The organism is Pseudomonas sp. 21LCFQ010, assembly GCF_024129905.1.
In the GTDB taxonomy this organism is placed as follows: Bacteria; Pseudomonadota; Gammaproteobacteria; order Pseudomonadales; family Pseudomonadaceae; genus Aquipseudomonas.
The window spans coordinates 175,249-201,986 of sequence record NZ_JAMYDZ010000004.1 but is presented as its reverse complement, the minus strand read 5'-3'; the positions used below and the strand labels follow the sequence as shown (position 1 = coordinate 201,986).

Annotated in this window: 29 protein-coding genes; 11 read left to right on the top strand and 18 right to left on the bottom strand. The window is 61.2% G+C overall.

Annotation, left to right across the window (positions count from 1 at the left end):
• Window positions 1–63 precede the first annotated feature (63 nt).
• Window positions 64–1,194, bottom strand: a complete 1,131-nt coding sequence (locus tag NJC38_RS07360; protein ID WP_253112704.1) for an XRE family transcriptional regulator — start codon at window positions 1,192–1,194, stop codon at window positions 64–66.
• 193 nt (window positions 1,195–1,387) lie between these two features.
• Window positions 1,388–1,606: a hypothetical protein gene (locus NJC38_RS07355; protein ID WP_253112702.1), complete on the bottom strand. Its 219-nt coding sequence runs from the start codon at window positions 1,604–1,606 to the stop codon at window positions 1,388–1,390.
• A 27-nt stretch (window positions 1,607–1,633) separates the two neighbouring features.
• Here NJC38_RS07355 and NJC38_RS07350 point away from each other — a divergent pair, with 27 nt between their 5' ends.
• Window positions 1,634–1,795, top strand: a complete 162-nt coding sequence (locus NJC38_RS07350; RefSeq protein ID WP_253112700.1) for a hypothetical protein — start codon at window positions 1,634–1,636, stop codon at window positions 1,793–1,795.
• 156 nt (window positions 1,796–1,951) lie between these two features.
• Here NJC38_RS07350 and NJC38_RS07345 read toward each other — a convergent pair whose 3' ends face one another.
• Entirely contained in the window at window positions 1,952–2,530 is a 579-nt protein-coding gene (locus NJC38_RS07345) for an N-acetyltransferase (protein ID WP_253112696.1), read from the bottom strand.
• 133 nt (window positions 2,531–2,663) lie between these two features.
• Between NJC38_RS07345 and cysC the strand changes: the two genes are divergently transcribed.
• Window positions 2,664–3,227, top strand: a complete 564-nt coding sequence (gene cysC, locus NJC38_RS07340; RefSeq protein WP_253112693.1) for an adenylyl-sulfate kinase — start codon at window positions 2,664–2,666, stop codon at window positions 3,225–3,227.
• Here cysC and NJC38_RS07335 read toward each other — a convergent pair.
• A complete protein-coding gene (locus NJC38_RS07335) occupies window positions 3,224–4,138 on the bottom strand; it encodes a LysR family transcriptional regulator (protein WP_253112690.1) in 915 nt (304 codons plus the stop codon). The two genes, cysC and NJC38_RS07335, sit on opposite strands and share 4 nt — an antisense overlap.
• 103 nt (window positions 4,139–4,241) lie before the next feature.
• Here NJC38_RS07335 and NJC38_RS07330 point away from each other — a divergent pair, with 103 nt between their 5' ends.
• Complete coding sequence (locus NJC38_RS07330; RefSeq protein ID WP_253112687.1) at window positions 4,242–5,411, top strand: aspartate aminotransferase family protein; 1,170 nt, start codon at window positions 4,242–4,244, stop codon at window positions 5,409–5,411.
• A 122-nt stretch (window positions 5,412–5,533) separates the two neighbouring features.
• Complete coding sequence (locus NJC38_RS07325) at window positions 5,534–6,061, top strand: DUF4174 domain-containing protein (RefSeq protein ID WP_045490856.1); 528 nt, start codon at window positions 5,534–5,536, stop codon at window positions 6,059–6,061.
• Window positions 6,062–6,142: 81 nt separating this feature from the next.
• Here NJC38_RS07325 and NJC38_RS07320 read toward each other — a convergent pair whose 3' ends face one another.
• Window positions 6,143–6,583: a CBS domain-containing protein gene (locus tag NJC38_RS07320; protein WP_045490858.1), complete on the bottom strand. Its 441-nt coding sequence runs from the start codon at window positions 6,581–6,583 to the stop codon at window positions 6,143–6,145.
• Window positions 6,584–6,699: 116 nt separating this feature from the next.
• The gene (locus NJC38_RS07315; RefSeq protein WP_253112684.1) at window positions 6,700–9,279 is read right to left on the bottom strand and encodes an EAL domain-containing protein; all 2,580 of its coding nucleotides are present in this window, start codon (window positions 9,277–9,279) and stop codon (window positions 6,700–6,702) included.
• 112 nt (window positions 9,280–9,391) lie between these two features.
• On the opposite strand from NJC38_RS07315, the gene NJC38_RS07310 reads away from it, so the two are divergent.
• On the top strand, window positions 9,392–11,752 hold the full coding sequence (locus NJC38_RS07310; protein WP_253112682.1) for a DNA polymerase II: 2,361 nt from the start codon (window positions 9,392–9,394) through the stop codon (window positions 11,750–11,752).
• 172 nt (window positions 11,753–11,924) lie between these two features.
• On the opposite strand, the gene NJC38_RS07305 is transcribed toward NJC38_RS07310, so the two are convergent.
• A complete protein-coding gene (locus NJC38_RS07305) occupies window positions 11,925–12,776 on the bottom strand; it encodes an NAD-dependent protein deacetylase (RefSeq protein ID WP_253112679.1) in 852 nt (283 codons plus the stop codon).
• Window positions 12,777–12,884: 108 nt separating this feature from the next.
• On the opposite strand from NJC38_RS07305, the gene NJC38_RS07300 reads away from it, so the two are divergent.
• On the top strand, window positions 12,885–13,727 hold the full coding sequence (locus tag NJC38_RS07300; RefSeq protein WP_253112656.1) for a PhzF family phenazine biosynthesis protein: 843 nt from the start codon (window positions 12,885–12,887) through the stop codon (window positions 13,725–13,727).
• On the opposite strand, the gene NJC38_RS07295 is transcribed toward NJC38_RS07300, so the two are convergent.
• From NJC38_RS07295 to NJC38_RS07285, 3 genes are all read right to left on the bottom strand, one after another.
• Window positions 13,724–14,563 (bottom strand): TIGR03915 family putative DNA repair protein, encoded by an 840-nt coding sequence (locus tag NJC38_RS07295; RefSeq protein ID WP_253112654.1) that lies wholly within the window; start codon window positions 14,561–14,563, stop codon window positions 13,724–13,726. The genes NJC38_RS07300 and NJC38_RS07295 overlap by 4 nt on opposite strands.
• The gene (locus NJC38_RS07290; protein WP_045490870.1) at window positions 14,560–15,780 is read right to left on the bottom strand and encodes a putative DNA modification/repair radical SAM protein; all 1,221 of its coding nucleotides are present in this window, start codon (window positions 15,778–15,780) and stop codon (window positions 14,560–14,562) included. The genes NJC38_RS07295 and NJC38_RS07290 overlap by 4 nt, the downstream gene beginning before the upstream one ends.
• An 81-nt stretch (window positions 15,781–15,861) precedes the next feature.
• Complete coding sequence (locus NJC38_RS07285) at window positions 15,862–16,206, bottom strand: nuclear transport factor 2 family protein (protein ID WP_253112650.1); 345 nt, start codon at window positions 16,204–16,206, stop codon at window positions 15,862–15,864.
• Between the two features lie 206 nt (window positions 16,207–16,412).
• Here NJC38_RS07285 and NJC38_RS07280 point away from each other — a divergent pair, with 206 nt between their 5' ends.
• Both NJC38_RS07280 and NJC38_RS07275 read left to right on the top strand, forming a co-directional pair.
• Window positions 16,413–16,928, top strand: coding sequence for a sigma-70 family RNA polymerase sigma factor (locus NJC38_RS07280; protein ID WP_045490873.1), 516 nt, complete (start codon window positions 16,413–16,415; stop codon window positions 16,926–16,928).
• The gene (locus NJC38_RS07275; RefSeq protein WP_253112647.1) at window positions 16,925–17,887 is read left to right on the top strand and encodes a FecR domain-containing protein; all 963 of its coding nucleotides are present in this window, start codon (window positions 16,925–16,927) and stop codon (window positions 17,885–17,887) included. The genes NJC38_RS07280 and NJC38_RS07275 overlap by 4 nt, the downstream gene beginning before the upstream one ends.
• Before the next feature lie 5 nt (window positions 17,888–17,892).
• Here NJC38_RS07275 and NJC38_RS07270 read toward each other — a convergent pair whose 3' ends face one another.
• From NJC38_RS07270 to NJC38_RS07245, 6 genes are all read right to left on the bottom strand, one after another.
• A complete protein-coding gene (locus NJC38_RS07270) occupies window positions 17,893–18,705 on the bottom strand; it encodes a class I SAM-dependent methyltransferase (RefSeq protein WP_253112644.1) in 813 nt (270 codons plus the stop codon).
• A 248-nt stretch (window positions 18,706–18,953) separates the two neighbouring features.
• Window positions 18,954–19,400 carry a helix-turn-helix transcriptional regulator gene (locus NJC38_RS07265; RefSeq protein ID WP_253113016.1) on the bottom strand — a complete coding sequence of 149 codons (447 nt, stop codon included), beginning with the start codon at window positions 19,398–19,400 and terminating at the stop codon, window positions 18,954–18,956.
• 370 nt (window positions 19,401–19,770) lie between these two features.
• Window positions 19,771–20,388 carry a membrane integrity-associated transporter subunit PqiC gene (locus NJC38_RS07260; protein ID WP_253112641.1) on the bottom strand — a complete coding sequence of 206 codons (618 nt, stop codon included), beginning with the start codon at window positions 20,386–20,388 and terminating at the stop codon, window positions 19,771–19,773.
• Window positions 20,385–22,064 carry an MlaD family protein gene (locus tag NJC38_RS07255; RefSeq protein WP_253112638.1) on the bottom strand — a complete coding sequence of 560 codons (1,680 nt, stop codon included), beginning with the start codon at window positions 22,062–22,064 and terminating at the stop codon, window positions 20,385–20,387. Before NJC38_RS07255 ends, NJC38_RS07260 begins: the two co-directional genes overlap by 4 nt.
• Window positions 22,057–22,671 (bottom strand): paraquat-inducible protein A, encoded by a 615-nt coding sequence (locus NJC38_RS07250; RefSeq protein ID WP_253112628.1) that lies wholly within the window; start codon window positions 22,669–22,671, stop codon window positions 22,057–22,059. The genes NJC38_RS07255 and NJC38_RS07250 overlap by 8 nt, the downstream gene beginning before the upstream one ends.
• Window positions 22,668–23,297 carry a paraquat-inducible protein A gene (locus NJC38_RS07245; RefSeq protein WP_253112625.1) on the bottom strand — a complete coding sequence of 210 codons (630 nt, stop codon included), beginning with the start codon at window positions 23,295–23,297 and terminating at the stop codon, window positions 22,668–22,670. Before NJC38_RS07245 ends, NJC38_RS07250 begins: the two co-directional genes overlap by 4 nt.
• A 445-nt stretch (window positions 23,298–23,742) precedes the next feature.
• On the opposite strand from NJC38_RS07245, the gene NJC38_RS07240 reads away from it, so the two are divergent.
• Window positions 23,743–24,096 (top strand): hypothetical protein, encoded by a 354-nt coding sequence (locus tag NJC38_RS07240; protein WP_045490886.1) that lies wholly within the window; start codon window positions 23,743–23,745, stop codon window positions 24,094–24,096.
• Between the two features lie 59 nt (window positions 24,097–24,155).
• On the opposite strand, the gene NJC38_RS07235 is transcribed toward NJC38_RS07240, so the two are convergent.
• A complete protein-coding gene (locus NJC38_RS07235) occupies window positions 24,156–24,473 on the bottom strand; it encodes a YqjD family protein (RefSeq protein ID WP_045490887.1) in 318 nt (105 codons plus the stop codon).
• Between the two features lie 140 nt (window positions 24,474–24,613).
• Here NJC38_RS07235 and NJC38_RS07230 point away from each other — a divergent pair, with 140 nt between their 5' ends.
• A complete protein-coding gene (locus NJC38_RS07230) occupies window positions 24,614–24,868 on the top strand; it encodes a hypothetical protein (protein WP_045490888.1) in 255 nt (84 codons plus the stop codon).
• 14 nt (window positions 24,869–24,882) lie between these two features.
• Here NJC38_RS07230 and NJC38_RS07225 read toward each other — a convergent pair whose 3' ends face one another.
• On the bottom strand, window positions 24,883–25,371 hold the full coding sequence (locus tag NJC38_RS07225; protein WP_253112623.1) for an LEA type 2 family protein: 489 nt from the start codon (window positions 25,369–25,371) through the stop codon (window positions 24,883–24,885).
• 162 nt (window positions 25,372–25,533) lie between these two features.
• Here NJC38_RS07225 and NJC38_RS07220 point away from each other — a divergent pair, with 162 nt between their 5' ends.
• On the top strand, window positions 25,534–26,733 hold the full coding sequence (locus NJC38_RS07220; RefSeq protein WP_253112621.1) for an acetyl-CoA C-acyltransferase: 1,200 nt from the start codon (window positions 25,534–25,536) through the stop codon (window positions 26,731–26,733).
• The last annotated feature ends 5 nt before the right edge of the window (window positions 26,734–26,738 follow it).

Here is a 26,738-nt window from a genome sequence, read left to right as displayed (position 1 = left end):
TTCGGAATGCCTCAATTATGACGCAAGTGTCGACTAGTATCCGTACCTTTGCCATCTTTTAACCTAAATCGAAAATGGAACGGTCTTGTCGTAGTCGCGAATCAGTGAGGAAAGTTCCTCTAGTGACATCGATAAGGCTTTAGCAGCCTTTCTTGATGATACATATCCTCTTGCAATGCCGTCGTGTAGTAGCGAAACAAAACTTTCGGAAAGTAGTTTGGGGAGTTCTGTTTGGTGTTTCACCATCTTCTGGTTGCACAACGAGTCACAAGTGGGTTTGTCGATCATTTTTGCGTTGTATAGCCGATACGCAAGGGCACCTGTAGATACCTGCAGTTCGTAGGCTACTTCACTTAAGTGTTCGGCATTATTGAAGAGCGCCGGATTTATCAATTTGGTTAAACTGGTTTTTGGCATAAGCACTGCTGCCGCAAAATTGTCAGCCAGTTGTTCTATTCTACGGTTCCGCACTGGGGGGGGTGAGTCAGGGTCTTCTCTATGCTCTGGGGGCATCTTATCCCACGTCAAAGCGTGGAATAATTCATGTGCCACGTCAAAGTGGCGACGTACCAAAGACTCCCGACGGTTAATAACGATGGCGCCTAAATCGGGCAGGCGGCACATGGCTCCTGATATGCCTTCAGGGCTAGAATTGGTTTCCGCATCTATGAATAAGATCGGTATATCAAGCTCGCTCTCTATTCGTTCAGCTAAATTTTGGGAAGGGATCAATCCTAAACTGAGCTTTTCAGCCAGTGCTTCGCCCCAAGACCAAGCATCTTCAAATGTAGGGTGGGCCGGTATCCGCAATACTTGCGTCAGAGGATTAGATGGGCTATTTAGAGCGACCTTCAAAAAACGATATAGCCCTACAAGTTGGCCAGTTCGCGACTCAAAATCGCTCAGCGACTCATTTGAAACGCTAGGAGATACGCGCCAAGAAAAACTAGCTTCACCAACAATCATGAATGGGTCTATGAACCATTCAATGGGTTTATTCAGCGTTTGACTAAATCGCACGAGCTCTGCTGCTTGCACACGTCTCTCCCCATTCTCGATGGTCGAGAGAGTCTGTCGATCAGCGAAACCTAGGGCGCTAGCTAGGGCTTTTTGAGTCAAGCCAGAAGCCTCACGAGCGGCGCGAATGCGCAGACCAAGGCGTGCAGGAGCAGGAGTCATGTCGTTTGATTTCATGCGCGCATCTTAATCTTGCAAACGTAAAAATGCAAGAAATGCTCGCATCCATGATCCCTCTAGCGTCGGTAAGTTTCCACTGAGAGATGCGGTGGAAGAAAGCAAAGCCGAGGAGATGATTTAGTGTTGCGAATGCGTATATCTGTTATTTATTAGCAGCATGTGAGGTAATTCTATGGGCAGCCGCAGATTTTCACTCGCATGCCCCTAAGGTTCGTCCGAGCGCCTTCGCAGCGGATGCCCGAAGAGCTGCAGGATAGGCGGCGCTAGTGAGTACCCCGTACAGAGCATCCCTTGCAATGACGAATCCTGTATAACCCAGGCCTTCTGCTGCACCAATCCGAATCTCCAGCTCCGTTGAACGGCTCTGCATCACGTCAATCAGCATGTTGGTCGCTTGAAGGTTGTCCATTTCTGTCCTCAGGGTAGGGTGCGGGGCATGCACTGTAAGGACGTGATCAAGAAAAGTATAGGAAGAGTATCGTTAGGGACGCCCCAGCGGCTGGTCGACCATGATGGTCAGACCATCGCCTGGATCGTTGGCAATGAGGTTCGCGATACCAAAGGGCAACGCTTCGCCCTCAGCCAGGTCAAGGACTGACCGTCTCGGACGGTACCTGGCTTTGTGGCCGCGACCTTGGGCTGGGCGGCATTGCGACGAAAGGGCCGGTAAACCACAGCAAATGCAGTGACTTTGCTGGCCTCTTCGCTACCAAGGTAGCGCCCACAGAGGTACATAGGGCCTAAACGATCAGGTTCAACGCCGACGCGGCCGTGATACCACCGACTCGATATTTTTCCGGCCGATCAACAGTGGGCGCTCAGGCTGAGCTGTAACAGCCGGTTGTTCGCCCAGCCACTTGTACATCACCAAGCAATCCACCAGACCCAGCCGCGCGTGACGGTAAGCACGTGGCAGGCGGCCGACGGTGTCGAAGCCCAGCTTGCCCCACAGCGCGACGGCCACTTCGTTGCTGGCCACCACCGAGTTGAACTGCATGGCCAGAAAGCCGCTTTGCCTTGCCAACTGCTGCGAGTGCTCGCACATCAGCCGGGCCACGCCACGGCCACGCGCAGCCTCGGTGACCATATAGCCGCAGTTGCTGACATGGCTACCGGGGCCTGCGGCATTGGCCTTGAGGTAGTAACTGCCCAGCAGCACGCCGTGTTCTTCAGCGACCAACGTGTGCAGCGGATAATTCAGCCACAGCTCGCGGGCCTGCTCAAAGGTCAGGGCCGGGTCATAGGCGTAGGTTTCCCGGGCGCTGACGACGGCCTGGAAGGTTGGCCAGAAGCCGTCGAAGTCGGCGGCGGTCATGGGGCGGATCTGGATCATGTCGGTCCTTGCGGTGTACGGCGTGAGGCGCACCTTATGTGTTCAGGCCAACGATCTGCAAGTCTGGCTTGCCGAGCAGCAACCAATGGCGGTATATGCTCAGCCCGGTATCTGGCCAATTTCAAGGAAGTCCATGCCCAGCCCTATTCTTGCTGACCTGAAGTCTCCCCAGTCATCCATGAGCCATGTGTTCTGGCTCACCGGCCTGCCTGCTGCCGGCAAGACCACCCTGGCCAAAGCGCTCGAACAGCGTCTGAAGGCTGCGGGCCGCCAGGCACTGGTGCTCGACGGTGACGAGTTGCGCCGCGGCTTGTGCGCCGATCTGGGCATGAGCGATGCCGATCGCCGGGAAAACATTCGCCGGGCCGGTGAGGTCGCTGCGTTGTTGCAGCGCTCAGGGCTGGATGTGATCTGCGCGTTCGTCTCGCCCTTCAATGAAGACCGCCAGCGGGTACGCCAGTTGTTCGCCACCGGGCAGTTCACCGAGGTGCATGTCAGCACCAGCCTGCAGGTGTGCATGCAGCGCGACCCCAAAGGCCTGTACGCCCGCGCACAACGAGGCGAGCTGCACAATCTGACCGGTTGGGATGCGCCTTTTGAGGTGCCCCTGGAGGCCGAATTCAGCTTCGACAGCCATACCATGAGCACTGAACATTTGCTTGATGCGCTGTGTGAACGTGCAGTGCAGTCGGGTTAAATCTGCTCCATGCCCCACAACTGCAGCGCGTATTCGACAAAACTGCGCAGTTTCGGCAACCGATAGCGGTCTTGCGGGTAGATCAGGTGCATGGGCCTGCCCGGCAGGCGGTACTCGGGGAGCAAGGCCATCAGCCGTCCCTCTTGCAGGTCCTGTTCGACCAGCGCGTCGGGCAGCATCACGATGCCCATACCGGCCTTGGCGGCCTGATACAGGCCCGCTGAAGAGTTGATCATCAACGGCCCGTTGACCGGCACTGAAACCTCGCCGTCTGGTCCGTTGAGTCGCCAGTGCTTTTCGGTGGAGCTCCAGTCGTCGCCCGCCAGATAAGCGAACGCCAGGCAGTCGTGCTGCTGCAGGTCCTGGGGATGCCGGGGTGTGCCGCGCCGCGCCAGGTATTGCGGCGCGGCGCAGATGGTCAGGGTGTAGTCCTGCAAGGGGCGGGCGATCAGGCGCGTCGAGGCGGCCAGTTCACCCATGCGGATGCCCACGTCAAAGCCGTGGTCGAGCAGGTCCATGCGCTGGTTGGTCAGCACGACATCCAGCCGAATCTGTGGGTAGCGCCGGGAAAACTCGCTCAGGGCCGGGGCCAGACGCTCCGAGCCGAAGGTCAGCGGCGCGGTGATGCGCAAGGTACCCAACGGTTCGCCCAGTGCCTGTTCGGCCAACTGTTCGGAATCGACTACCAGCCCGAGAACCTCCACGCAACGCTGGTAGTACGCTTCGCCAAATTCGGTCAGGCGCTGGCGGCGGGTGGTGCGCTTGAGCAGGCTGACGCCCAGGCGCTGTTCCAGTGCACGCAAATGGTTACCGACCATGGTCGTGGAAATTGCGCATTCGCGGGCGGCGGCCGTCATGCTGCCGGATTCGACGACCTTTACGAATACCGACATTGCCTGGAACAGATCCATTATCAATCCATGCTTGAAAATGTTTGAAGTTATAGCCGGTTTATCCAGCGAAAGGGGCTAACGATACTGCAAACCACCCCTGACCACTATGGAGCCGCGGACCATGACCAGCGCTTGCCTGATGCACACCTACCAGCCGTTACCGTTGAGCTTTGTGCGCGGCCTGAATACCCGCGTATGGGACCAGGACGGGCGCGAATACCTCGATGCAGTGGCTGGGGTGGCAGTGACCAATGTCGGCCATGCCCATCCGGCCCTGGTGGCGGCCATCAGCGAACAGGCCGGGTTACTGTTACACACCTCCAATCTGTACAACATTGACTGGCAGCAACGTCTGGCACAGGCGCTGACCGGGCTGTCGGGCCTTGAGCGGGTGTTTTTCAACAACTCCGGCGCCGAGGCCAACGAGACCGCACTCAAACTGGCCCGCTTGCATGGCTGGCACAAAGGCATTGAGCAGCCGCTGGTGGTGGTCATGGACAATGCGTTTCATGGCCGGACCCTTGGAACCCTGGCCGCCAGTGATAGCCCGGCGGTGCGGCTCGGCTTTGCCGGTTTGCCGGGTGATGTGCTGCGCATCGCGTTCGGCGACCTGGCAGCCTTCGAGCAGGCCTGTGCCAGCCATGGCTCGCGGATCGCGGCGGTGCTGCTTGAGCCGGTGCAGGGCGAGGGCGGGATTCGGGTCGCGCCGGCCGGCTATTTGAAGGCATTGCATGAGCGTTGCCGGCAGCGTGACTGGTTGTTGATGTTCGATGAAATCCAGAGCGGCATCGGCCGTACCGGGCGCTGGTTCGCCTTTCAGCATGAAGGTATCGTGCCGGATGTCATGACCCTGGCCAAAGGGCTGGGCAACGGCATACCGATTGGTGTTTGCCTGGCGCGCGGCAAAGCGGCAGGGCTGTTCACTCCTGGCAGTCATGGCAGCACGTTTGGCGGCAACCCGTTGGCCTGTCGGGTCGGCTGCACGGTGCTGGAGATCATCGAGCGGCAACAATTGGTAAATAATGCCCGGCTGCTGGGCGATTATCTGATGGAGCGTCTGGGCCAGGCGCTGCACGGCAACCCCAAGGTCGTCGCGATTCGCGGTCGCGGGCTGATGATCGGCATTGAGTTGCAGCAACCGATTGCCGATCTGAGTCTGATGGCCGCCCGGCATTATGGGGTTCTGATCAATGTGACGCGCGGCCGGACCATCCGCTTGCTGCCGCCATTGACCCTCAATCATGACGAGGCCGATACCATTGTGCAGGCGCTGCACAGCCTGCTTGAGTAACCGGTTTGATGGGGGCGAGTAAATTTTGGGCTATACCGGAAAGATACAGTTACGGTAGAAACACACATGGGAATTGCGAATCAAAGCAATATGCCGACCCACCGATTAACAAGGAGCCCCCCATGCCTATCCGGTCACTGACCCTTGCTACTCTGCTGCTCGTCGCTGCCCCGGTGTTTGCCGCCGACAGCGATGCACCGCTGGCACAGGAACGCGGCAAGGCCAGGCCTTTGGTCATCATTGCCCCTAGCCAAAGCGACCAGACGCTGGTCAGCTTGAAAAAAGCGCTTGAAGAACCCGCCAACCGCAAGGCCTTTACCGAGCGCAACATGGTGCTCTACACCGTGGTCAATACGCTTGGCCAGCGTGACGGCAAAAATCTGGATGCGCAGACCAGCATGGCGCTGATCCGCGAGTTGAAGCTGGGCGCCGGGGGCAAGACCCGGGTCATCCTGATTGGCAAGGATGGCGAGAAGAAGCTCGAAACCGAGAGCATTCAGGTTCAGGAAATCTTCGCCACCATCGACCAGATGCCCATGCGTGAAAAAGAGGCCAGCGCACCGGCAGCGGCGCCCGCCAGCAGTACCGCGCCACCGCCGGAAAAAGCGCCAAAGGCCGGCAAGGGCGGGGCGCCGACCCTCGACGACTGAGGGGCATCAGCCGTGCAAACAAAAAGCCCGCTGCAGCGTGTTCTGCAGCGGGCTTTGGCTTTTGCGCCAACCCCCCAGGGTTCACTCGCCGCGAATGTACTGTTCCAGCTGTTGAATCAGGCTCGCCTGTTCAGCGATGGCTTCCTTGACCAGGTCACCGATCGACAGCAAACCGAGCAGTTCGCCGTTGTCGACCACCGGCAGGTGGCGCAAGTGGCCGTCGGTCATGATGTTCATGCAGTCTTCGACGCTGCGTGAGGAGTCAACGGTGATGACCTTGCTGCTCATGATCGTGCTCACTGGCGTGCCGGCCGAAGAGCGGCCAAGCAGGACCATCTTGCGGGCGTAGTCGCGTTCGCTGACCACGCCGACGACCGCGCCGTTTTCGACCACGGCCAAGGCACCGATATTCTTCTCGGCCATCAGTTTCAAGGCGTCCAGCACCAGCGCGCCGGGTGCAATAGTGTGAACCTGACGGTGTTGTTCAGGCTTGAGTTTGAGTAATTGAGCTACGGTTTTCATGGCGCTCTCCAGTGGCGAGACCTTGTTATCAGGGACCCTTCTGCGGGGTGGTTAAAGCATCCGGCAAGCCATGAGCTGCCGCAAGCTTGAAAGCGCCTTGCAGGGGTGCGAAAGCGTCAAACATCCAGTGCGTGCACATTTTGCCCTTCGATTGCCTGAAGCAGCGCTGCCAAGGGCATCGGCCGGTTCAGGAAATAACCTTGAGCTTCGTCACAGGTCAAGTCCTGCAAGTGTTGCAATTGCTGCCCGGTTTCCACACCTTCAGCGGTGATCGTCAAGGATAGCGCACGTCCCAGATCAATGATTGCCCGCACAATGGCACGTCCCTGGGCGCTGTGCTCGATTTCGCTGATGAAACTGCGGTCGATCTTCAGGGTGTCGAACGGCAGGTCCTTGAGGTAGCTCAGCGACGAGTAACCGGTGCCGAAGTCATCCATCGCCAGCCTGACCCCGAGGCGCTTGAGGGCCGTCATCAATTCCAGGCAGGAGGGCGCGTCCTCGATCACCACCCGCTCGGTCAGCTCCAGTTCCAGTCGCTGCGGTGGCAGCCCGGTGGCCGCCAGTACCGAGCGAATGCGTTCGACCAGGCCGCCGAGGCGAAACTCGATGGCCGAAATATTCACCGACACCAGAACACCGTCACCCCACTGCATCGCATCGCTGCAGGCCCTGCGTAACACCCAGTCACTGAGCGCTATGATCAGACCGTTCTCTTCGGCCAGGCTGATGAACTGATCGGGCATGCACAGCCCAAGCTGCGGGTGTTCCCAGCGGATCAGTGCCTCGGCACCGCAGATCCGCCCGCTGCTCACCGCATGACGGGGTTGGTAACGCAGGCTGAACTGGCCGTGCCTGAGGGCGATATGCAGGTCTCTTTCCAGTTCGCGACGCTGCTGCATACGCTCGGTCATCTGTGGCTCATAGAAGCGCCAGGTGTTACGCCCATTGTGCTTGGCCTGATAGAGCGCCAGGTCAGAAAAACGCAGCAGATCATCCGGCTCGACGCCGTCTGTGGGGGCACAGGCGATGCCGATGCTCAAACCGATCGTGATCTCCTGACCATTGAGTATAAAAGGCTGGCAGATGCTGGCGATCAGCGTCAGGCACAGCTGTTCCACCGCGTGTCGGCTGGCCAGTGCCGGGGCCACCATGATGAATTCGTCACCGCCCTGGCGGGCCAGCAAGGCGCCTTGTGGCAGGCAGCGCGCCAGACGCCGGGCCACCTCACGCAGCACGCTGTCGCCACCGCTATGGCCGTACAGGTCGTTGACCGGCTTGAAGTGATCCAGGTCGAGGCTGAGCAGGGTCAAGGGCATGCCTTGGTGAGGCAGTTGCTGCAACTGTGCTTCAAGAAATTCCCGCAACTGGCTGCGATTGGCCAGGCCGGTCAGGGCGTCGTGCCATGACAGTTGGCGCAGCCGTTGTTCAACGGCCACTTCCCGGGTGATGTCCGAGGCGCTGCCCTGATAACCGACGACCTGCCCGTCGTGCAGGATTGGCTTGACTGCAATCAGGCTGGTCAGGGTCTGCCCGTCGGGGGCTTGATGGGTGCAACGGATCACCGAGCGGGTCGCGCTGGCGTGCTGGGCGTGGATCCATTGATCGAGCCGTTGCTCGGGGCAATCGAGCATTTCATCCAGACGGCGGCCCAGCCAGTCTTGCGCCGCCTGCCCGGTGACGGCGGTAAAGCGTTCGGACAAGTAAGTGATGCGCAGGTCCGACGCGGTTTCCCAGAACCAGTCCGATGCGGCCTCGGCGACATTGCGAAAGCGCGCTTCGCTGCTGGCCAGGGCGCTGCGGCTGGCGCTGATCATGGCGTATTGCTGGTCCATCAGTTGCGCGTTGTTCAGCGCTCGCCGGCGGATGCCGCGACTCACCAGCAGCAGCGCGCCCAGCAACAGCAGCAAAATCGGCAACAGCACCCGCAGCAAGCGATGACCGGGCCGCTCTGGATCCCAGCGCAACAGCAACTGCGGGTCGATCTGCAATTGCGGCTGGCGGGTCGCATCTTGATGGTCGAGCGGGATGCGTAAATGAGCGATTTCGTAGCTGTTGCCCAGATACTTGAGCTTTGGCGGACTCAAACGGTATGCCAGCACCAGCACCGACTGTACACCGGCCAGGCGTTGCACCGCCGGGTCGGTGCCAGGGGTCAGGCGGGCGGCGCTGAAAAACACCGGTTGACCCTGCACATTGAGGATCCGGGTGGCGACGTGTTCCTCGTCTTCGCTGTTGCGCGCATCCTCTATCAGGCTGGCCGGAAAGCTGCCGAGCCAGCTCTGCAGCGTGGTGTCGCTCAGGTTGCCTTGGTCCAGGGCGTAGGTTGTCTGGTTTTGCCCATTGATCACGAAAACCCCTTCGAAGTGAAAGGTCTTGAACAGTGAAGCCCCCAGATTATCCCGGTCATAGGCCCACTCGGTGTCGTGTTGCAGGTGCAGGGCGCGATAGGCCTCACCCCAAAAGGCGTAGTCGCGGGTGGTGGTGATCAGTTGCTGGTGGGTTGCTCGCCAGAGTTTGTCCACCAGCCGTTGGCTGTGGTTGCTGGCATCGCGATCCAATTGCAGGGCAATCAGCAGCAGGGCGGCGACCATTACCAGTGAAATCGCCGCCAGCAGACCCAGCAAGGCAGACAGGGTGCGCCTGGCAAGCCAGACATTGCGTGGGTCGGACTCAGGTGTCCTGGGTGCTGGGGGCATCGGGGCTGGCTCCATCACACGACTACTGATCATTTATAGACCCGGTAACGCGACCCTGCGCGCGCGGACCGCGTAGAATGCCTGCGGTTTGCAGATGGGTGAGGCGAGAGCGTTGGATTTACAGCGGGGTTTCATACTCAGTCGGCACTGGCGCGACACGCCGGCGGGCGTTGAAGTCGAGTTGTGGCTGGCGACCGAGCAAGGGCCGCAGCACATTCGCCTGCCTGCCCAGCCGGCAGTGGCCTTCATGCCGGCTGTCCAGCGTGAACGCGCAGAGGCCTTGCTGCGCGGCGAGCAGGATGTGCAACTGCGCGAGCTGGAGCTGCGCGACTTTCGTCATCGGCCGGTGTTGGGCATTTACTGCAATCAGTATTGGCAGTTGCTGAACATCGAAAGGACCCTGCGCAAGGGTAATCTGGACGTCTATGAAGCTGACATCCGGCCGCCGGACCGTTACCTGATGGAGCGTTTCATCACTGCGCCAGTGCTGTTTGGCGGTACACCGCAGGCCGACGCAACGCTGATTGAAGCGCATATCCGCCCGGACCCGGACTACCGGCCAGCACTAAGACTGGCCTCGCTGGACATCGAAACCACCGAGCACGGCGAGCTTTATTGCATCGGCCTGGAGGGCTGCGGCCAGCGTCAGGTGTACATGCTCGGGCCGGCCAATGGCGACGCCAGCGGCGTGGATTTCAACTTGCAGTACTGCGCCAGCCGCGCCGAGCTGCTGCAGGCCTTGAACCACTGGATGGCGGAGCACGACCCGGACGCGATCATCGGCTGGAATCTGGTGCAGTTCGACCTGCGGGTGCTGCAAGAGCACTCCAAACGCCTGGGCATCCCGCTGTTGTTGGGCCGTGGCGGCCAGCCGCTGGGCTGGCGTGAGCACGGCAGCCGTCAGCATTTTTTTGCTGAAGCCGCCGGCCGGCTGATCATCGATGGCATCGAAGCGCTGCGCTCGGCGACCTGGAGTTTTCCGTCATTCAGCCTGGAATCTGTCGCCCAGACCTTGCTCGGTGAGGGTAAGGCCATCGACACGCCGTACCAGCGCATGGACGAGATCAACCGCCTGTTTGCCGAGGATAAGCCGGCGCTGGCGCGCTACAACCTCAAGGACTGTGAGCTGGTTACGCGGATCTTCGCCAAGACCCAATTGCTCACCTTCCTGCTGGAGCGCGCCACGGTAACGGGCCTGTCGGCCGATCGCAGCGGCGGTTCGGTCGCAGCGTTCTATCACCTGTACATCCCGCTAATGCACCGCACCGGCTTCGTCGCGCCGAATCTGGGCGAGCGCATGCCCGAGGCCAGCCCCGGCGGTTTTGTGATGGACTCGCAGCCGGGCCTGTATGAGTCGGTGCTGGTGCTCGATTACAAGAGCCTGTACCCCTCGATCATCCGGACCTTTCTGATCGACCCGGTCGGGCTGATCGAGGGGCTGCGTGAGCCGGGCGATGAACACTCGGTCGCAGGCTTTCGTGGCGCGCGCTTTTCCCGCACCCGGCACAGCCTGCCGAGTATTGTCGAGCGGGTCTGGCAAGGGCGTGAGCAGGCCAAGCGTGACGGCAATGCGCCGTTGTCCCAGGCCCTGAAAATCATCATGAACGCGTTTTACGGTGTGCTGGGCTCCAGTGGCTGCCGGTTCTTCGACACCCGCCTGGCTTCATCGATCACCCTGCGCGGCCATGAAATCATGCAGAAGACCCGTGAGCTGATCGAGGCGCGTGGCTATCAGGTGATCTACGGCGATACCGATTCAACCTTTGTCTGGCTTGGCAAACCGCACGCTGAACCTGACGCGGCAGCCATCGGGCGGAACCTGGTCGAGGAGGTCAACCAATGGTGGCAGAGTCATTTGCAAGCGCAGTACGGGCTGTCCAGTGCTCTGGAGTTGCAATACGAGATCCACTATTCGCGCTTTCTGATGCCGACCATTCGCGGTGCGCAAGAGGGTAGCAAGAAGCGCTACGCCGGGCTTGTCACGCGCAGCGATGGCCGCGAAGAAATGGTCTACAAGGGGCTGGAGTCGGTACGCACCGACTGGTCGCCGCTGGCCCGGGAATTTCAGCAGCAACTGTATCTGCTGATTTTCCAGCGCCAGCCTTATCAGGCGTTTGTCCGTGAATATGTGCGCCGGACCCTGGCCGGTGAACAAGATGAGTTGCTGGTGTATCGCAAGCGTCTGCGCCGCCGACTCGACGACTACGAGCGCAATGTCCCGCCGCATGTGCGTGCTGCGCGTCTGGCCGACAACTGCAACCAGCGTCTGGGGCGACCGCTGCAATACCAGCGTGGCGGCTGGATCAGTTACGTGATCTCCACCAATGGCCCTGAACCCCTTGAAGCCCGCCAGGCGCCCATCGATTACGATCACTACGTCACCCGCCAGCTTCAACCGATTGCCGACGCGATCCTGCCGTTCGTGAATGATGAGTTCGCCACATTGATTGGCGGGCAACTGGACCTGTTCTAGCGACAAGACTGCTCAATTAGGCGCTAAAAATCTCTGCGGGAGCAGCCGGCCGGCGCTCTGGTTGCTCGTGAAGAGGCCGGTGAAGTCACAGTATCTGCTGCGAGTTTGCCGCCGTCTTCGCGAGCAAGCTCTGAACAGTATTGGTTCTAGCAACACCCCTGTAGGAGCGACTTTAGTCGCGAAAATCGCGAAAATCGCGCAAGCCAGGAAGCTCTGCCAGGCGCACAACCAGCTGCGGCAATAGCTCTTCACACGGATCATCGAATTTCGCCGTCAACAGCTCATCGGCGCGGGTAATGCCTTGATTGATGGCCAGGATCGGCTTGCCTTGCTCAGCCATGGCCTTGCACAGCCGAAAGGCCGACCAGGCCATCAGTGACGAGCCGACCACCAGCACGCCTGCAGCTTCAGTGGCCAGGGCCGTGGCGTCAGCGGCGGTCTGGCGGGCGACATTCTCGCCAAAGAACACCACATCCGGCTTCAGCCGCACGCCTTCACAGTGCGCGCAGGAGGGGACCTGAAAACCGCCGATACGGGCGTCATCAAGCAACGTGTCGCCGTCCGGTGCCTGCATGGCCTCGACCTGCTGCATGTGCGGGTTATCGGCTTGCATCTGCGTCTGGATAAGCGCCCGATCGTACTGCGCCTGGCAATCGAGGCAGCGCACCCGGTGCAGGCTGCCGTGCAATTCAATGGCTGCACTGCCAGCGCGCTGGTGCAGGCCATCGACGTTCTGGGTAATCAGGCCGCTGATTCGCCCTGCGCTTTGCAGCTCGGCCAAGGCCAGATGCGCGGCGTTGGGTTGTGCCTGGAGGATTCTCGGCCAACCGAGCATGGCCCTGGCCCAGTAACGCTGACGCGCCGCCGGGTCGACAATGAACGTCTGATACATCATCGGCTGGCTGCCACGGCGCACACCTTGGCGGTCCCGATAATCCGGAATACCGGAGGCGGTGCTGATGCCGGCGCCGGTAATCACCAGCAGCGGGCGTTGCAGATACTCATAAAGCCTATCGAGGGACATACCGAACTCCAGACAACGTCATCTACCCAGTCTAATGATTATTGTGCTTTACCTCGGTTCAATCGCTATGCCACCCTCGCCAGCTTTAGTTTGGAAAGGATGCCCAGCGTGCGCCGCCACCCATTTCAGCAACTCGACGTATTCACTGACCAACCCCTGCAAGGCAACCCGCTGGCGGTAGTGCTGGAGGCCGATGATTTGGATGAGCAGCGCATGGCCGCGCTGGCCAACTGGACCAACCTCAGCGAAACCGCATTCCTGCTGCAACCCACTGATCCGCGGGCGGACTATCGGGTGCGGATCTTCACCACCCTCAAGGAATTGCCGTTTGCCGGGCACCCGACGCTGGGCGCCTGCCATGCCTGGCTGCAGAGCGGCGGGGTGGCCAAAGGCAAGGAAATCATTCAACAGTGCGGTATCGGCCTGGTGCGCATTCGCCGTGACGGCGAGCTTCTGGCCTTTACGGCGCCGCCACTGTTGCGCGCCGGGCCGCTGGAGCCGGCACTGCTGGAGCACCTGATTGCCGCGCTGGGGCTTACGGATGATCAAGTGCTGGATGCTCGCTGGGTCGACAACGGCGCGGGCTGGGTTGCACTGCGACTGGCCAGCCGCGAGCAGGTGCTGGCGGTTACTCCGGACTTTTCCCGGATCCTCGGCATGGCCGTGGGTGTTTTTGCCGCATGGCAGGCCGAAAGCGCTGAAGGCCCGGCCAGCTTTGAAGTGCGCGCCTTTGTCGGCGGCGACGGCATGCCGGAAGATCCGGTCACCGGCAGCCTGAATGCAGGCATTGCCCGCTGGTTGCTGGAGGAGGGGCTGGCACCTGATCGTTACCTGGTCAGCCAGGGCACAGCCCTGGGCCGCAACGGCCGGGTGCATGTGCAACGTATCGGTGAAGATATCTGGGTCGGCGGTGCCTGTGTGACCTGTATCGAGGGCCAGATCAGTCTTTAATTTGCCGGCCGGATTCTTTTGCCGGGCAGGGCGGCAACGCTGCTGGCCTGGCCGTCGCGTTGCTTGCCGGTGCGGGCCTGGCTAATCAGCTCCGGAATCAGCGGGCCTTCGGGCAGGTTCTTCCAGAACCGCGCGGGCAGATGGCCCTGCATGACCTTGGGGTTGAGCCGCGCCGGGTTGAAGATGTTCTGGTAATAGGTCAGCCACAGCGCACCTTCAGGGTCTTGCGGCTGGCGCGCCAGCGCTTGCCAGGCATCAGGGCACTGACGAAGGTGGATCAGACGACTGGCGTCGTAGAACACCGCATCCCTGGGCGTTGCAATCAGCCAGCGGTGGCGGCCCATGCGGCCGATAAAATGCGTGCTGGCACTGGCCAGGATATCGTGGGCCGGCTCATGCCAGGCGACGTAGTCCGGCGCGTTGTCGTCTGGCCATGAGGTGCCTGGCGGCACGGCGACAAACCGCAGGAAGGCATGCAGGTGATGGGCTTCGCGGCTGACCTGCTTGAGCCGGCGCTGCAGTTCGCTGCCCAGTTGGTCGCCGGCCAGCATGGCGCTGCGATCGCCATGGCTGACCCGCCATAGCACTTCATACAACAGGCTCCAGCGTTGCTCGCCGCAATATTGCGAGGCGGCGCGCAGTTGCTCCAGCAGCGCCAGCGGCACCCGTGCCTGGAACGGGCCAAGGCCGTCTGGCAACGCTTCGTCGCTGCCGAACAGGTCCGCTTCTCGCTCGCCTTGCCAACTGACCCGGCTCGGATCGATGCCGTGGCTGAGCAGCCAGCGGGCCTGTTGCCGCCAGACCTCGAACAGGTCGTCGCACTCCAGGCAGATCACGCCCAGAGCCCCAACTGTTGCGGTTGCGGACGGTCACGCAACTGCTGGTGCAGGCGCTCGCTGGGCGTTTCGGCCTGGGACGGCCGGTAATCGCTGGTGATGATGAACGGCCGGGCCTTGGCCAGTACACAGCGCATCCGCGCCAGGTCTTCATAGCGGATGCGGCGCAGCCGGCGCAGTTCGACCAGCCGCTGAGCGGTGCGCAAGCCAATGCCCGGGATGCGCGCGATCAGGCTGGGCTCGGCGCGGTTGAGGTCCAGCGGAAACACCTCCCGGTTATTCAAGGCCCAGGCCAGCTTGGGGTCGATGTCCAGCGCCAGATCCCCCGGCCCGTTGAGCAGCTCATTGGCCTTGAAGCCATAACCGCGCAACAGAAAGTCGGCCTGATACAGCCGATGTTCACGCAGCAGAGGCGGGGCGGCCAACGGTACGCTGCTCGGGCTGTTGGGAATCGGGCTGAACGCCGAGTAGTAAACCCGCCGCAGTTTGTAATGGCTGTACATGGACTGGGCGCTGCGCAGGATGGTGCTGTCGTCGGTGCTGTCGGCGCCGACGATCATCTGAGTGCTTTGCCCGGCAGGGGCGAAGCGAGGCGCCCGTGGCTCGCCCTGAACGTTCTGCTCGGCGCTGTGGATGGTGTGCATGGCCCGGCGAATCGAGCTGACGTTTTTCTCCGGGGCGAGGATTTGCAGGCTGCTGTCGGTCGGCAGCTCGATATTGACGCTGAGGCGATCGGCATATTGACCGGCCAGCGCAATCAATGCCGGGTCGGCGTCCGGGATGGTCTTGAGGTGAATGTAGCCGCGGAACTCGTGTTTCTCGCGCAGCAGACGGGCGACCTCGACCAGTTGCTCCATGGTGTAATCCGAAGAGCGGATGATCCCTGAGCTGAGAAACAGCCCGCTGACACAATTACGACGGTAGAAGTCCAGAGTCAGGCGCACCACTTCTTCGGGGCTGAAGCGCGCGCGCGGTACATCGCTGGAGCGGCGATTGACGCAATACTGGCAGTCGTACAGGCAGAAGTTGGTGAGCAATACCTTGAGCAGCGAAACGCAGCGGCCGTCGGGGGTATAGCTGTGGCAGATGCCCATGCCATTGGTCGAACCCAGCCCGGCCTTGCCGGCCGAACTGCGTTTGGGCGCGCCGCTGCTGGCGCAGGAGGCATCGTATTTGGCGGCGTCGGCCAGAATGCTCAGCTTTTCAATCAACTGCATGAAAAAACCCGATACTGTTTTTACATACAGTATCGGGCTTCGCCCTGAGGCTCAAGTGCCGCTGGTAAGACCGGTGCAGGATCAGTGCTGCTGGTAGGCCGTCGCGTAACGCCGGTTGATGCTCACGCAATCGGCATAGACCTTGAGCGATTTACGGTATTCATTGCCGGAATTGGCCGACGACACGGGTTCTTCTGCCTGTCCTTCCCAGAACGGGCTGAAGTCGCTCTCGGCGCTGCCTTCGGTCTTGATGGTCTCGATGAACTCATCGAGGGTGAACCACTGCGGCTGGCCATTGCTGTAGCTCATGATCCGGCTGTCCGGGTGCATGGCGCGGCGCAACAGCGCCTCATCGGCGAAGACCATGCCTGCAACATAGTTACCGACGGCCTGTTCGATGTAATCGTCTTCTGGCGGAGTCATCATGTTTTAGTCCTTTAAGGTGCAGAGCATTGCTGAAATGGGTAAGAAATTGATGTCGCACGCGACCAGCCAAGCTTAGTCGGCCTGTCTCGATTGACAGGGCTGTGCGACAAATGGCCCCAATCGGGAAAAATTCCGATTGGCGGAAGGGGTCGAGTTAAATAGAATTATTCTCATTTCTTGAGTCGAACCCAAAGAGTGCTCCGCGCATGACCGATGCCGCTCAACCCATGCAGGCTGGCCTGGACAGTTTTTATCGCGAACACAGCAGTTGGCTGGAGTCTTGGCTGCGTCGGCGGCTGGGCAATGGCTGGGATGCCGCCGACCTGAGCCAGGAGACCTTTCTGCGGGTGTTGGCCAGCCCTGGCGGCGAACCGTTGGCGGCCTTGCGCGAGCCGCGTGCGTACCTGGTGACAGTCGGCAAGCGCCTGCTGCTCAACCATCAGCGGCGCCGGCAACTGGAGCAAGCCTATCTTGACGCACTGAGCCAGTTGCCTGAAGCCGTGACGCCGTCGGCAGAGCAGCGCTGGATCGTCCTGCAAACCCTGCAAGCGCTGGATGATCTGCTCGATGGGCTGGCACCGGCGGTGCGCCGGGCGTTCCTTTGGGCGCAGCTTGAGGGGTTGAGCTACGCGCAGATTGCCGAGCGGTTGCAGGTCTCGCAGCGCACCGTCAAACGCTATATGGCGCAAGCCTATGAGCATTGCCTGGTGGCTGATCTGTGAGCGGCGACAGTCAGGATCAGGCGCGTCAGCTGGCGCATGCAGCAGCCTATTGGCTGGCGTTGATCGAATCGGGCAGCGCCAGCGCCGAGGATCACGCCCGCTTGCGTCACTGGCGCGAACAGTCGCACCGCCATGAGCAGATGTGGCAGAAGGCCCAAGGGCTGCGCCAGCGCTTTGCCGAGGTGCCTGCCCAGCTTGCGCTGGCCAGCCTCGACCGGCCCGGCCCTGACCTGCAACGACGCGCCGTGCTCAAGCGCGCGCTGGTGGTGGCGGCGTTGTTACCGGCGGGCTGGCTGCTGAGTCGGCAACTGCCGCTGGCCAACTGGAGTGCCGACTTGCGGACCGCCACCGGTGAGCGGCGTATGGTCAGCTTGCCCGATGGCAGTCAATTGCAGCTCAACACCGCCACGGCGGTGGATCTGGAGTGGCGGGCCGGCCAGCACCAGTTGCGACTGATAGACGGTGAACTGGCACTGAACATGGCCGCTGATGCGCAGCAGGTGAGCATTCAAACCCGTCTTGGGCAGATCAGTGCCAGTGCCGCCGAGCTGTGTGTTCGTCAGGATGCCCGGCGCTGCCGGGTGTCGGTCAGCCGCGGCAGTGTCGAGTTGCGCTCGGCCAGCGGTGCTATCGAGCGCCTGCAGGCCGGGCAGCGCGCTTCGTTGAATATCGACGGCATCACGCCGATAGAACGCTTCGACGCCCGTCAGCCGGATTGGCGGATGGGCGTGCTGAGTGCCGAAAATCGCCCGTTGGGCAGCTTCCTGACCGAGCTTGGCCGCTACCGGCCGGGCATCCTGCGCTGGGAGCCGGGCCTGGAGCAGTTGGCCGTGACTGGCTCCTTCCGGCTGGACGACACCGAGCAGATCCTCGACCTGCTGGCCGCCAGCCTGCCGCTTCAGGTACAGCGCCGGACGCGCTACTGGGTCACCCTGGTCGCGCGCCCGAAAGTTGTCTGAGCCGCTTAGCGCCGCACAATCACCACTTCAAGATATTCCGCCGGGACGATCAGCGATTCACTGCCGGCCCGGTTCATGCGTTGTAGCAGGTCGCTCAAGTCCTGTTGCAAGCGCTGCGCGTCGTTCGCGGACAAACTGGCAAAGGTCATGTGCAGTGGCCCGTACCAGGCGCGGAAGGTGTCGATAAAGTGCTGCGCAGAGCGATAACGCATATTGAACAGTCGCGGTGTCACCCGCACCTCGCTGGCGGTGGCGGCAAACAAGTCGTCCAGGCAACTTCTGTTACCCCACTGCAACGGTGAGCGTATGCCTTCAGGTGGCGGTACATGCCTGGCAAGAGCCTTGAACATCTGTCCGACAAAACCGTCCGGCGTCCAGCAGGCCAGGCCAATGCGCCCGCCGGGCCGGCAGACCCTGGCCAGTTCAGCGGCAGCGCGAGGCTGGTCAGGGGTGAACATCACACCAAAGGTCGACAGCACCGCGTCGAAGCTGGCATCGGCAAACGGCAGGGCTTCGGCATCGGCTTCCAGAAAACTGATGTCGAAGCGCTCGGCCCTTGCCCGTTCGCGCCCGCGCTCAAGCAGCGCGCCGACAAAGTCGGTGGAGGTTACCACGCAGCCGCGCCGGGCGGCGGCAAGGCTGGCGTTGCCGTTACCGGCGGCAACGTCCAGCACGGTTTCGTCGTAGCGCAAGTCGCAGGCTTCGGCAAGCAGTTCAGCCGTGAGCAGCAGTCCGGTGCCGATCACGGCGTAGTCGCCGCTGCTCCAGACCTGGTTATGGCGCTTTTTGAGTTGTTGCAGATCCACGGGGGCTTTCATCAGGGGTCACCTGTCGGCGGGATGCAGGTAGAGGGCGGGAAACCCCGATGAGCGAAGAAAGGTAACGGCTTGCAGACCCGGCTTTGTCTCTGGGCTGGTAAGCGTATGCCAGCCGGTGGAGTCTCTCGATGCAGGAGTGATCAGCATAGTCAGTGCGCTGACTATGCTGGGCAAGAGTTGCCATATGGCTGGATGAATGGTCCTGGAGGGTGTAGCAAAACTGCCTGCGCTCGCCGACTTTCTCTAGCCTAAACGAGCCGCGCGGTGGTGTAGATCAGCCGCAGCGCCGCCAGGCTGATGGATTCAGCCTCATTGCACAGCGCGTCGAGCGAACAGGCACCGTCAGGCTCGGTATGCTGGGTTCTGGCTTCCAGCATGCGGGTCATCTGGTACAGGTTGCGGCTCATGCCATGCAGGCTTTCATGCAGGGCGGCGATGACCTGCTCCAGATTTTCGCTCGGCTGCGCAGACGATGCGTCATTGGCGGGAGGTGGGCGAGATTGCCCGGTGACCACATAGCTGACATCAACGCCAACTTCCGATACCCGTGAGAGGTAATCGGCCCTGGGGTATCTCATGCCGTTTTCATAATTGCCCTGGGCGTTGGTTTCAACGCCACCAATGGCCCCCAGCGCGCTCTGGGAAAGTTTCAGGCGTACACGTTCACGCTTCAGGCGTGGACCAATCCCGGTCATCCGTTTGTCCTCGATCAATCTTTCGCGCAGGCGTAAACCCGGCGAAGGCATAGTGATTTGAAGAGCGAACAGACCTGCTGCCCGGACGGGCAGCAACTGAAGGTCATCCGAAAAGTTCGCGGACCATATGATTTGGTGCGCGCACGATACCCGGAAATACTCCAGGGGAGTAGTGGCCATTAGTACTTTTTTGTACGAAGTGAAACGTTTTGATGTTAAGCATTGTTAAAAAAATAACAGGTATAAACCGGGTTGAACTTTGTTCCGGTTTATCCAGAAGGTGCGTTTGTAGGGGGCTTATGCGGCAGGCAAGCGGCTCATTCAGGGCGCAGCAAAGCCCGTCAGTACGCACTGACGGGCATGGCCGCTGTCAAGGGCAGCCGGTAGTGCGCTGCTGCGACCAGTTACGGCCTGTCTGGGCAATCTCTTCGGCCAGGCGGCCCACGGCGCGTTGATGGGCCAGCACCAGGTTTTCCATGCTGGCTGCGGCATTTTCGCGGATCACGCTGCTGCAGGTCAGGTTCTCGCGCTTGCTGCCGCTCGGGCCGCTACGCAAGCTCAGATTCCATACCACATCGATCAGCGCAAACTGGCCGGGCACTGATTCAAAGCGGCGTACGTCAGCGCGCAGCGACAGCAGCGGCTCATCGCTGTTCTTGGGCAGCCCCGCCACGTCGCGGCGATTCCACAGCTGTTCGAGCTGGGCGGTCAGGGCGTCATGAAATTCATCGCCCAGCGGCGCGCCCCAGCGCTCAGTGTCGAGTATCGCCAGGCTGCCATCGCCCTGGCGCACGACCAGCGGCGGCTGGTCGACCTGCACCGGCAGCAGCACCGGGAGCATTTCAAACTGGAACGGCGCCGGTGCGCTGCGTTGCGGCGGTGCGGAGTCGATGGGCGCGACCAGAGTGTAGTAGCGCAGGGTCGGTGACGAGCAGGCGGCCAGACCGAAAACGGCGGCCAGAACAGCAAACTTGCGGCGCAGGGTCATTCTTGTGGCTCCACATTCTTGTTACGCGACGACGAGCTTTTGAACGAGGCCGGTGCAGCATCGCTGCTGCGGCCACGAATCAGCGATTCGGGCTGGCGACCGAGGAAGTCGGTCAGCACTCGCACCGAGCGGGCTGCGCGTTGTACTTCATCCAGTGCCTGACCAAGCTGCTGACGGCCAGGAGAGTCTTCGCCCAAGGTGTCGTTGGCGCTGGCCAGGGTTTTCTCGGCCTGTTGCAGGGTGCCACGCATTTGCGGCAATACGCTGCCGTTGACGGTTTTCAGGGTTTTTTGCAGCTCGCTCAGGCTGCCATTGAGGTTGGTCGCCAACTCGTCGATCGGCAGGCGGCTGAGTTTGTCGACAAAGGCCTGCAACTGCTCTTGCAGCTTGTCGAAGCTGCCGGCCACGGTCGGGATCTCCAGCGGCCGGGCGCGTTGATCGAAAGCCACTTTCGGTGCCTTGGGGTCGAACTCCATGGCAATGTACAGCTGGCCGGTGAGCAGGTTGCCGGTGCGTACCTGGGCGCGCAGGCCATTGCTGACGAAGGCGCCGAGAATGCGCGCCGATTGCTCGTCTTCATCGCCATTGCCCGCCAGCTTCTGGAGTTTTTCCTCGGCGGCGCCGAGGCGCTTGGGATAGATCACCGCCCCCACTACGCCGGGGAAGGTCTTGGTGTCGCCGTCGTAGTCGAGGTCGACCGACACCACTTTGCCGATATTGACGCCCAGGAAGTCCACCGGTGCATTGACCGCCAGGCCGCGCAGCGACTGTTTGAAGCGCATGCGGATATAGCGCGGCTCGCCATCTGGCGGGGCCAGGGCGGTGGCCTGATCGTCGAAAATGCGGAACTCGGCATACTCGTCAGCAGGTTTGGCATCCGGGCTCCAGTTCGGCTCGCGGAAGGCGATACCGCCGGAGACGATCGACGCCAGCGACTGGGTATCGATTTTCAGGCCCGCTGCGCCCACGGTGACGTCCACGCCGCTGGCGTTCCAGAAGCGCGTGTCGGTGGTGATGTACTTGTCGTTGGGCGAATTGATGAAAATCTGCACGTCGACGCCTTTGCCGTTGTCAGACAGGTTATAGCCCACCACCTGGCCGACCTGGATGCGCCGGTAATAGATCGGCGAGCCGATATCCAGCGATCCAAGGTCATCGGTACGCAGCACGAAGCGCTTGCCCTTTTCACCGAAGGTCACCGGCGGCGGGGTTTCCAGGCCGGTGAAATGATCTTTGGTCTGCTCGGCATTGCCTGCATCGGCGTTGATGAACGCGCCGGAGAGCAGGGTGTCGACCCCGGACACGCCGTGTGCACCGATGCGCGGGCGCACCACCCAGTATTGGCTGTCGACCCGGGTGAAGGGCGTGGCGCTATTGTTCAGCTCGATGGTGGCCAGGATGTGGGTACGGTCCTCGCTCAGGTCGATGGCAGTGACCGTACCGATCACCACGTTCTTGTATTTGACCTGGGTCTTGTTGGCTTCCAGGCCTTCTGCGGTCTCGAAACTGACCTTGATCTTCGGGCCGATGTTCATCCAGTCGTGGGCGGCCATGGACAGGCCGATCAGGCCGGCCACGATCGGCACCAGCCAGACCAGCGAGATTCTCGCCCGGCGCGGTTTGATCTCCGGGCGGGTAGGGACTGCCGCGGACGTAGGGGGGGTGTTATCAGACATCTTCAACCTCTGCATCCCAGATGAGCCGGGGATCAAAACTCATGGCGGCGAACATCGTCATCACCACGACCAAACCAAAGAACAGGATGCCGATGCGCGGCTCGATGCTGCTGAGTTCGCGAAACTGCACCAGTGACGCCACCAGGGCCACGACCAACACGTCGAGCATCGACCAATAGCCGATCAGTTCGATGAAACGATACAGCCGGGTACGCTCGACCATCGCCCACTGGCTGCGCCGCTGGCAGGTCACCAGCAACATGCCCAGCACCGCGAACTTCAGGCACGGCACCAGGACGCTGGCGATAAAGATCAGCAGCGCGATGTCCCACGAGCCGTGGTGCACGAAATCGATGACGCCGGCCATGATCGTGCTTTCGCTGCTGTTGCCGAGCATGTTGGTGTACATCACCGGCAAGACATTGGCCGGAATATAGAAAATCAGCCCGGCGATCAGAAACGCCCAGGTGCGCGTGAGGCTGTTGGGTTTACGGCGATGCACCGGTGAATCACAGCGTGGGCAACAGTGCAGCTCTTGTGCGCAGGCGTAGCCACAGATGTGGCACAGGTTGATTTGGTGCTCATGGGCATAAGGGATGCGGCTCATGAAGGCTTCACCTCAAGCACGTCCCACAGCCGGCGAATGTTGCGATTGGCGATCAGCAGGATCAGCACCATTAACATGCCCATCGCCCACAGGCCTATCCCTGGATGTACATCAAGCATGCCCGACAGTTTGATGATCGCCACCAGGATGCCAAGCATGCAGACCTCCAGCATGCTCCACGGCCGCAGATGCTCAAGGGCGCGCATGCATGCCTTGAAGCCGGGCGCGACAATGCCGCGCTGGGCATGCAGCAAGACCCAGAGCAGCAGCGCGATCTGCAGCAGCGGGGCAAAGATGATCGACAGACCGGCGACCAGCGCAATCAGGGTGATACGTCCCTGAGCCAGGGCTTCGACTGACTGCCAGAGCGTGACTTCGTTGCTCAGGCCTTTCATGCTGATGCTGATCACCGGAAAGATATTGGCCAGCAGAAACAGCATGGCGGCCGTCACGGTCAGGGCCAGCCATTGCTCCAGTGACATGCGTTGACCGCGGCCAAGCAGCGCGCGACAACGCAAGCAGTAAGCGGACTCGCCTGCGCGCAAGGGATGAATTTCATACAGCGAGTCGCAGTGCTCGCAAATAATCAGGGCCGGCTGTGGCTGGCTGGACGTTTCAGTGCTCATCGATGCCGTGGCTGCTGGTTCTGGAAAAGGCTACAACGCAAGGTGCAGGAAGATACCTGTTTGCTGCCGCTGAGGCTTGTATTTATGCACATTGATTGAGGCGAAAGTGGCTCAAGGATGGACCACAGGGGCAGATTGACGTTCCCATGTCACAGAGCCATTATTTCACGGATTTACCCTGCAAATGTGGCCGGTTGCGCGGAGTCCTCTCATCGGCGGGACGCTGGCCTCGCGGGGCTGATATTTCGTGAAATATCTGATTACATGATCAAAAAACAGCACAGGCGACCCGGTCGCTGCTGCAAACGCCCGGCTGCTGGCGCTATGACGGCATCCAGCAGTGGCCGGTTGATCGAGCACCTGGCTGCGTCACCTTAGCGCAACCGGTCGCTGAAGCGGTGCACAGTGATAGACTCCTGCCTCGATCAGTCAGGAGCAGTTCGACGTGCGCAAGATGGTAATGATAATGGCGGCACTGGCGTTGACCGCATGTGATGCCGGCAAGTCCCCGACGCCAGCCCATGAGTCTGCTGCCAGTGCCCAAGTGCAGGCGCCGCAGGTCAGTCAGCCTAAGTGGTACATCCAGATGAACACCCGTGAGGCGATCAGCGACACCAGCGCGTGGCTGCTGGAGCGTCATTATGCGCCGGTGATCGTCAATCTCGATGGCAAGCAGCAGATCCTGCTGGGGCCTTACGAGTCGCAGGAGCAAGGCCAGGAACAGCTGACCGGGCTGGAAGCCAAAGTGGCCAAATCGCACCGCTTTGCCAAACCTGCACTGGTCAATCGCGCACTTTAAGGCGCTGTTATGTAGCTGGAACCGGCACTCTGTCGAGCCAGTTCCAGCGACAATGATTTTTAGCGACGGCCCAGCAAAAGGCCGACAACCAGCCCGAACCCTGCCGATATCGCAACGGTCTGCCATGGGTGGCCGCCGATATAGGTCTCGGTCGCCTCGACGGCCGGGCGCGCACGTTCACGCACGCTGGTCACCGCTTCCAACGCCTGATTGAGCTTCAGGCTCAATTGCGCTTTCAGCGTTTCGGCGTCTTCTCCGACCAGCGCGGCGCTGTCTTTGAGCAGCTTTTCCGATTCTTCGATCAGCGACTGCAATTCGCTGAAAGCCTGATCCTTGATCTGGTCAGCAGGGTTTTGCGCGGCGGTTTTGCGGGCCATGGTGGTTTCCTTTCAGTGGATGGCATTTGAACCATTGAGTACCGGGCGGCGGCAAAAGTTGCAAGTTGTTCAATCGGCTGTTCGGCGTCATGGTCCTGGCCGTGTAAGATTGCTCCCGGTTTTTGTAAGAGGTAACCGCCATGAGTTTCAATCTCGCCAACCTTTCCCAGGCCGAACGTGCCGAGATCGAAGACGAAAAATCGCGTCTGTTCGAGCTATGGCAGAGCAATCTGGGCAAGGCCAAGGGTGATGCCGCGCGTCTGATCGGCGAAAAATCCAAACGCAAGGGCAAGTGGGCCGAATGGGTACGTGGCGAACTGGATGCCATGAGTCCGCCGGAGTACGCCAACATGGTGCGCAGTGAGGTCAATCGTTTGATGGCCGCTGCCCGCTAACTGCCCCGCCAGGCTCACCAGCCGCCGGTGGCGCCGCCAGGCAGGTTCAAGGTGCCGCTGCTGCTGAAGCGCTGGGTGCCGAACGGGCCGCCGCCGAACTTGCCGTGCAAGGTGTACGGCAACCCGTCCAACGGCCGACCGCGTGCCTGCGCCTCGCCGAGCCCCAGAGTCTGGCGCAGTACAGAGAACGCCGTGATGCTCACCGGCACAGTGATCAGCGCCTGCGAATAGCTGGCCACCCGGCCATGCTGGTCACTGACCCCGGAAGCCAACAAGCGGTCGTTGACCTCCAGGCGCAGGGCCACGCCGTTGTAGTGGATCTCGCTGTCGTTGGGGTTCTGAACCCGCAACTTCACGGCCATGCGCACTTCCAGTCCCTCGCCGGGTAGCGGCTCGATGCCTGCCACTTCGATCACCAGTGGATCACGATCCGGTAACCACGCGCAGGCGCCCAGTGCGCAGAACAGTGAGACAAGCAGCAGGCGACGTGTATGGCGCAACATGGCGGGCTCCAGAAAGGCAACACAGAATCTGACCATCGAGGCCGGCAGATATTCGCCGCACCGGTCGCCTGGGTTTTTCCACTAAGCTCAAGACTGTATGGCGGGTGCCACCATCGCGTTGGGCATCTGGCCGAGCAATCTTGTGTTCAGGAGGAGAGTTCCATGACCGTTCAGAGTCATCAGGACCCGGTGGTTATCGTCAGCGCAGCGCGCACGCCGATGGGCGGCTTTCAGGGTGAATTGCGCAGCCTGAGCGCCCCGCAATTGGGGAGTGCAGCCATCGCTGCGGCCGTCGCCCGGGCCGGTATCGAGCCGCAGGCGGTCGAGGAGGTGCTGTTTGGTTGCGTGCTGCCGGCCGGGCTGGGTCAGGCACCGGCCCGGCAGGCTGCACTGGGCGCCGGGCTGAGCATGGCGACGCGCTGCACGACCGTGAACAAGATGTGCGGCTCTGGCATGCAGACGGTGATCCAGGCGCATGATCTGCTGCTGGCCGGCAGCGCCACGGTCGTGCTGGCCGGTGGCATGGAAAGCATGTCCAACGCGCCTTACCTGCTGGACCGGGCGCGTGAGGGGTATCGCATGGGTCATGGTCGGGTGTTGGATCACATGTTTTACGACGGACTGGAGGATGCCTTCGAGCCCGGTCGGCTGATGGGCACCTACGCCGAGGAGTGCGCGCAATCGCACGGCTTCACTCGCGAAGACCAGGACGCATTTGCCCTGGCATCGCTGAGTCGCGCTCAACATGCCATGGCCAATGGCTGGTTCGAGGAAGAAATCGTCCCGCTTGAGGTCAGCGTCGGGAAAGAGCGCAAGCGTATCAGCCAGGATGAGCAGCCACCCAAGGCCCGGCCGGACCGGATCGGCTCGCTCAAACCGGCATTTGTCGATGGCGGAACGGTAACGGCGGCCAACTCCAGTTCCATTTCCGACGGTGCCGCTGCGCTGCTGTTGATGCGCCGCTCCGAGGCCGAGCGCCGTGGCCTGAGCGCGCTGGCCGTGATCCATGGTCATGCTGCCTATGCCGATAAGCCAGGCCTGTTCACCACCGCGCCGATTGGCGCGATTGAGGCGCTGTGGTCGAGGACCGGCTGGTCAGCCGATCAGGTTGATCTGTTCGAAATCAACGAGGCTTTTGCGGTGGTGACGCTGGTGGCGATGAACAAGCTGGGGCTGGATCATGCACGGGTCAATGTCCACGGCGGCGCCTGTGCGCTGGGGCATCCGGTGGGGGCCTCGGGGGCGAGGATTCTGGTGACCTTGCTGGCGGCGCTGCGGCGTCACGGCAAGCGCCGTGGGGTGGCGGCAATCTGCATCGGTGGTGGTGAGGCTACGGCCATGGCTGTTGAGTTAATAAGGTGAGGTTA

Bases quoted from the DNA above. Each gene is read 5' to 3' on its own strand.
- NJC38_RS07360 (WP_253112704.1), bottom strand. From the start codon at position 1,194: ATGAAATCAAACGACATGACTCCTGCTCCTGCACGCCTTGGTCTGCGC.
- NJC38_RS07355 (WP_253112702.1), bottom strand. From the start codon at position 1,606: ATGGACAACCTTCAAGCGACCAACATGCTGATTGACGTGATGCAGAGC.
- NJC38_RS07350 (WP_253112700.1), top strand. From the start codon at position 1,634: ATGCACTGTAAGGACGTGATCAAGAAAAGTATAGGAAGAGTATCGTTA.
- NJC38_RS07345 (WP_253112696.1), bottom strand. From the start codon at position 2,530: ATGATCCAGATCCGCCCCATGACCGCCGCCGACTTCGACGGCTTCTGG.
- cysC (WP_253112693.1), top strand. From the start codon at position 2,664: ATGCCCAGCCCTATTCTTGCTGACCTGAAGTCTCCCCAGTCATCCATG.
- NJC38_RS07335 (WP_253112690.1), bottom strand. From the start codon at position 4,138: ATGGATCTGTTCCAGGCAATGTCGGTATTCGTAAAGGTCGTCGAATCC.
- NJC38_RS07330 (WP_253112687.1), top strand. From the start codon at position 4,242: ATGACCAGCGCTTGCCTGATGCACACCTACCAGCCGTTACCGTTGAGC.
- NJC38_RS07325 (WP_045490856.1), top strand. From the start codon at position 5,534: ATGCCTATCCGGTCACTGACCCTTGCTACTCTGCTGCTCGTCGCTGCC.
- NJC38_RS07320 (WP_045490858.1), bottom strand. From the start codon at position 6,583: ATGAAAACCGTAGCTCAATTACTCAAACTCAAGCCTGAACAACACCGT.
- NJC38_RS07315 (WP_253112684.1), bottom strand. From the start codon at position 9,279: ATGCCCCCAGCACCCAGGACACCTGAGTCCGACCCACGCAATGTCTGG.
- NJC38_RS07305 (WP_253112679.1), bottom strand. From the start codon at position 12,776: ATGTCCCTCGATAGGCTTTATGAGTATCTGCAACGCCCGCTGCTGGTG.
- NJC38_RS07290 (WP_045490870.1), bottom strand. From the start codon at position 15,780: ATGCAGTTGATTGAAAAGCTGAGCATTCTGGCCGACGCCGCCAAATAC.
- NJC38_RS07285 (WP_253112650.1), bottom strand. From the start codon at position 16,206: ATGATGACTCCGCCAGAAGACGATTACATCGAACAGGCCGTCGGTAAC.
- NJC38_RS07280 (WP_045490873.1), top strand. From the start codon at position 16,413: ATGACCGATGCCGCTCAACCCATGCAGGCTGGCCTGGACAGTTTTTAT.
- NJC38_RS07270 (WP_253112644.1), bottom strand. From the start codon at position 18,705: ATGAAAGCCCCCGTGGATCTGCAACAACTCAAAAAGCGCCATAACCAG.
- NJC38_RS07265 (WP_253113016.1), bottom strand. From the start codon at position 19,400: ATGACCGGGATTGGTCCACGCCTGAAGCGTGAACGTGTACGCCTGAAA.
- NJC38_RS07260 (WP_253112641.1), bottom strand. From the start codon at position 20,388: ATGACCCTGCGCCGCAAGTTTGCTGTTCTGGCCGCCGTTTTCGGTCTG.
- NJC38_RS07255 (WP_253112638.1), bottom strand. From the start codon at position 22,064: ATGTCTGATAACACCCCCCCTACGTCCGCGGCAGTCCCTACCCGCCCG.
- NJC38_RS07250 (WP_253112628.1), bottom strand. From the start codon at position 22,671: ATGAGCCGCATCCCTTATGCCCATGAGCACCAAATCAACCTGTGCCAC.
- NJC38_RS07245 (WP_253112625.1), bottom strand. From the start codon at position 23,297: ATGAGCACTGAAACGTCCAGCCAGCCACAGCCGGCCCTGATTATTTGC.
- NJC38_RS07235 (WP_045490887.1), bottom strand. From the start codon at position 24,473: ATGGCCCGCAAAACCGCCGCGCAAAACCCTGCTGACCAGATCAAGGAT.
- NJC38_RS07230 (WP_045490888.1), top strand. From the start codon at position 24,614: ATGAGTTTCAATCTCGCCAACCTTTCCCAGGCCGAACGTGCCGAGATC.
- NJC38_RS07225 (WP_253112623.1), bottom strand. From the start codon at position 25,371: ATGTTGCGCCATACACGTCGCCTGCTGCTTGTCTCACTGTTCTGCGCA.
- NJC38_RS07220 (WP_253112621.1), top strand. From the start codon at position 25,534: ATGACCGTTCAGAGTCATCAGGACCCGGTGGTTATCGTCAGCGCAGCG.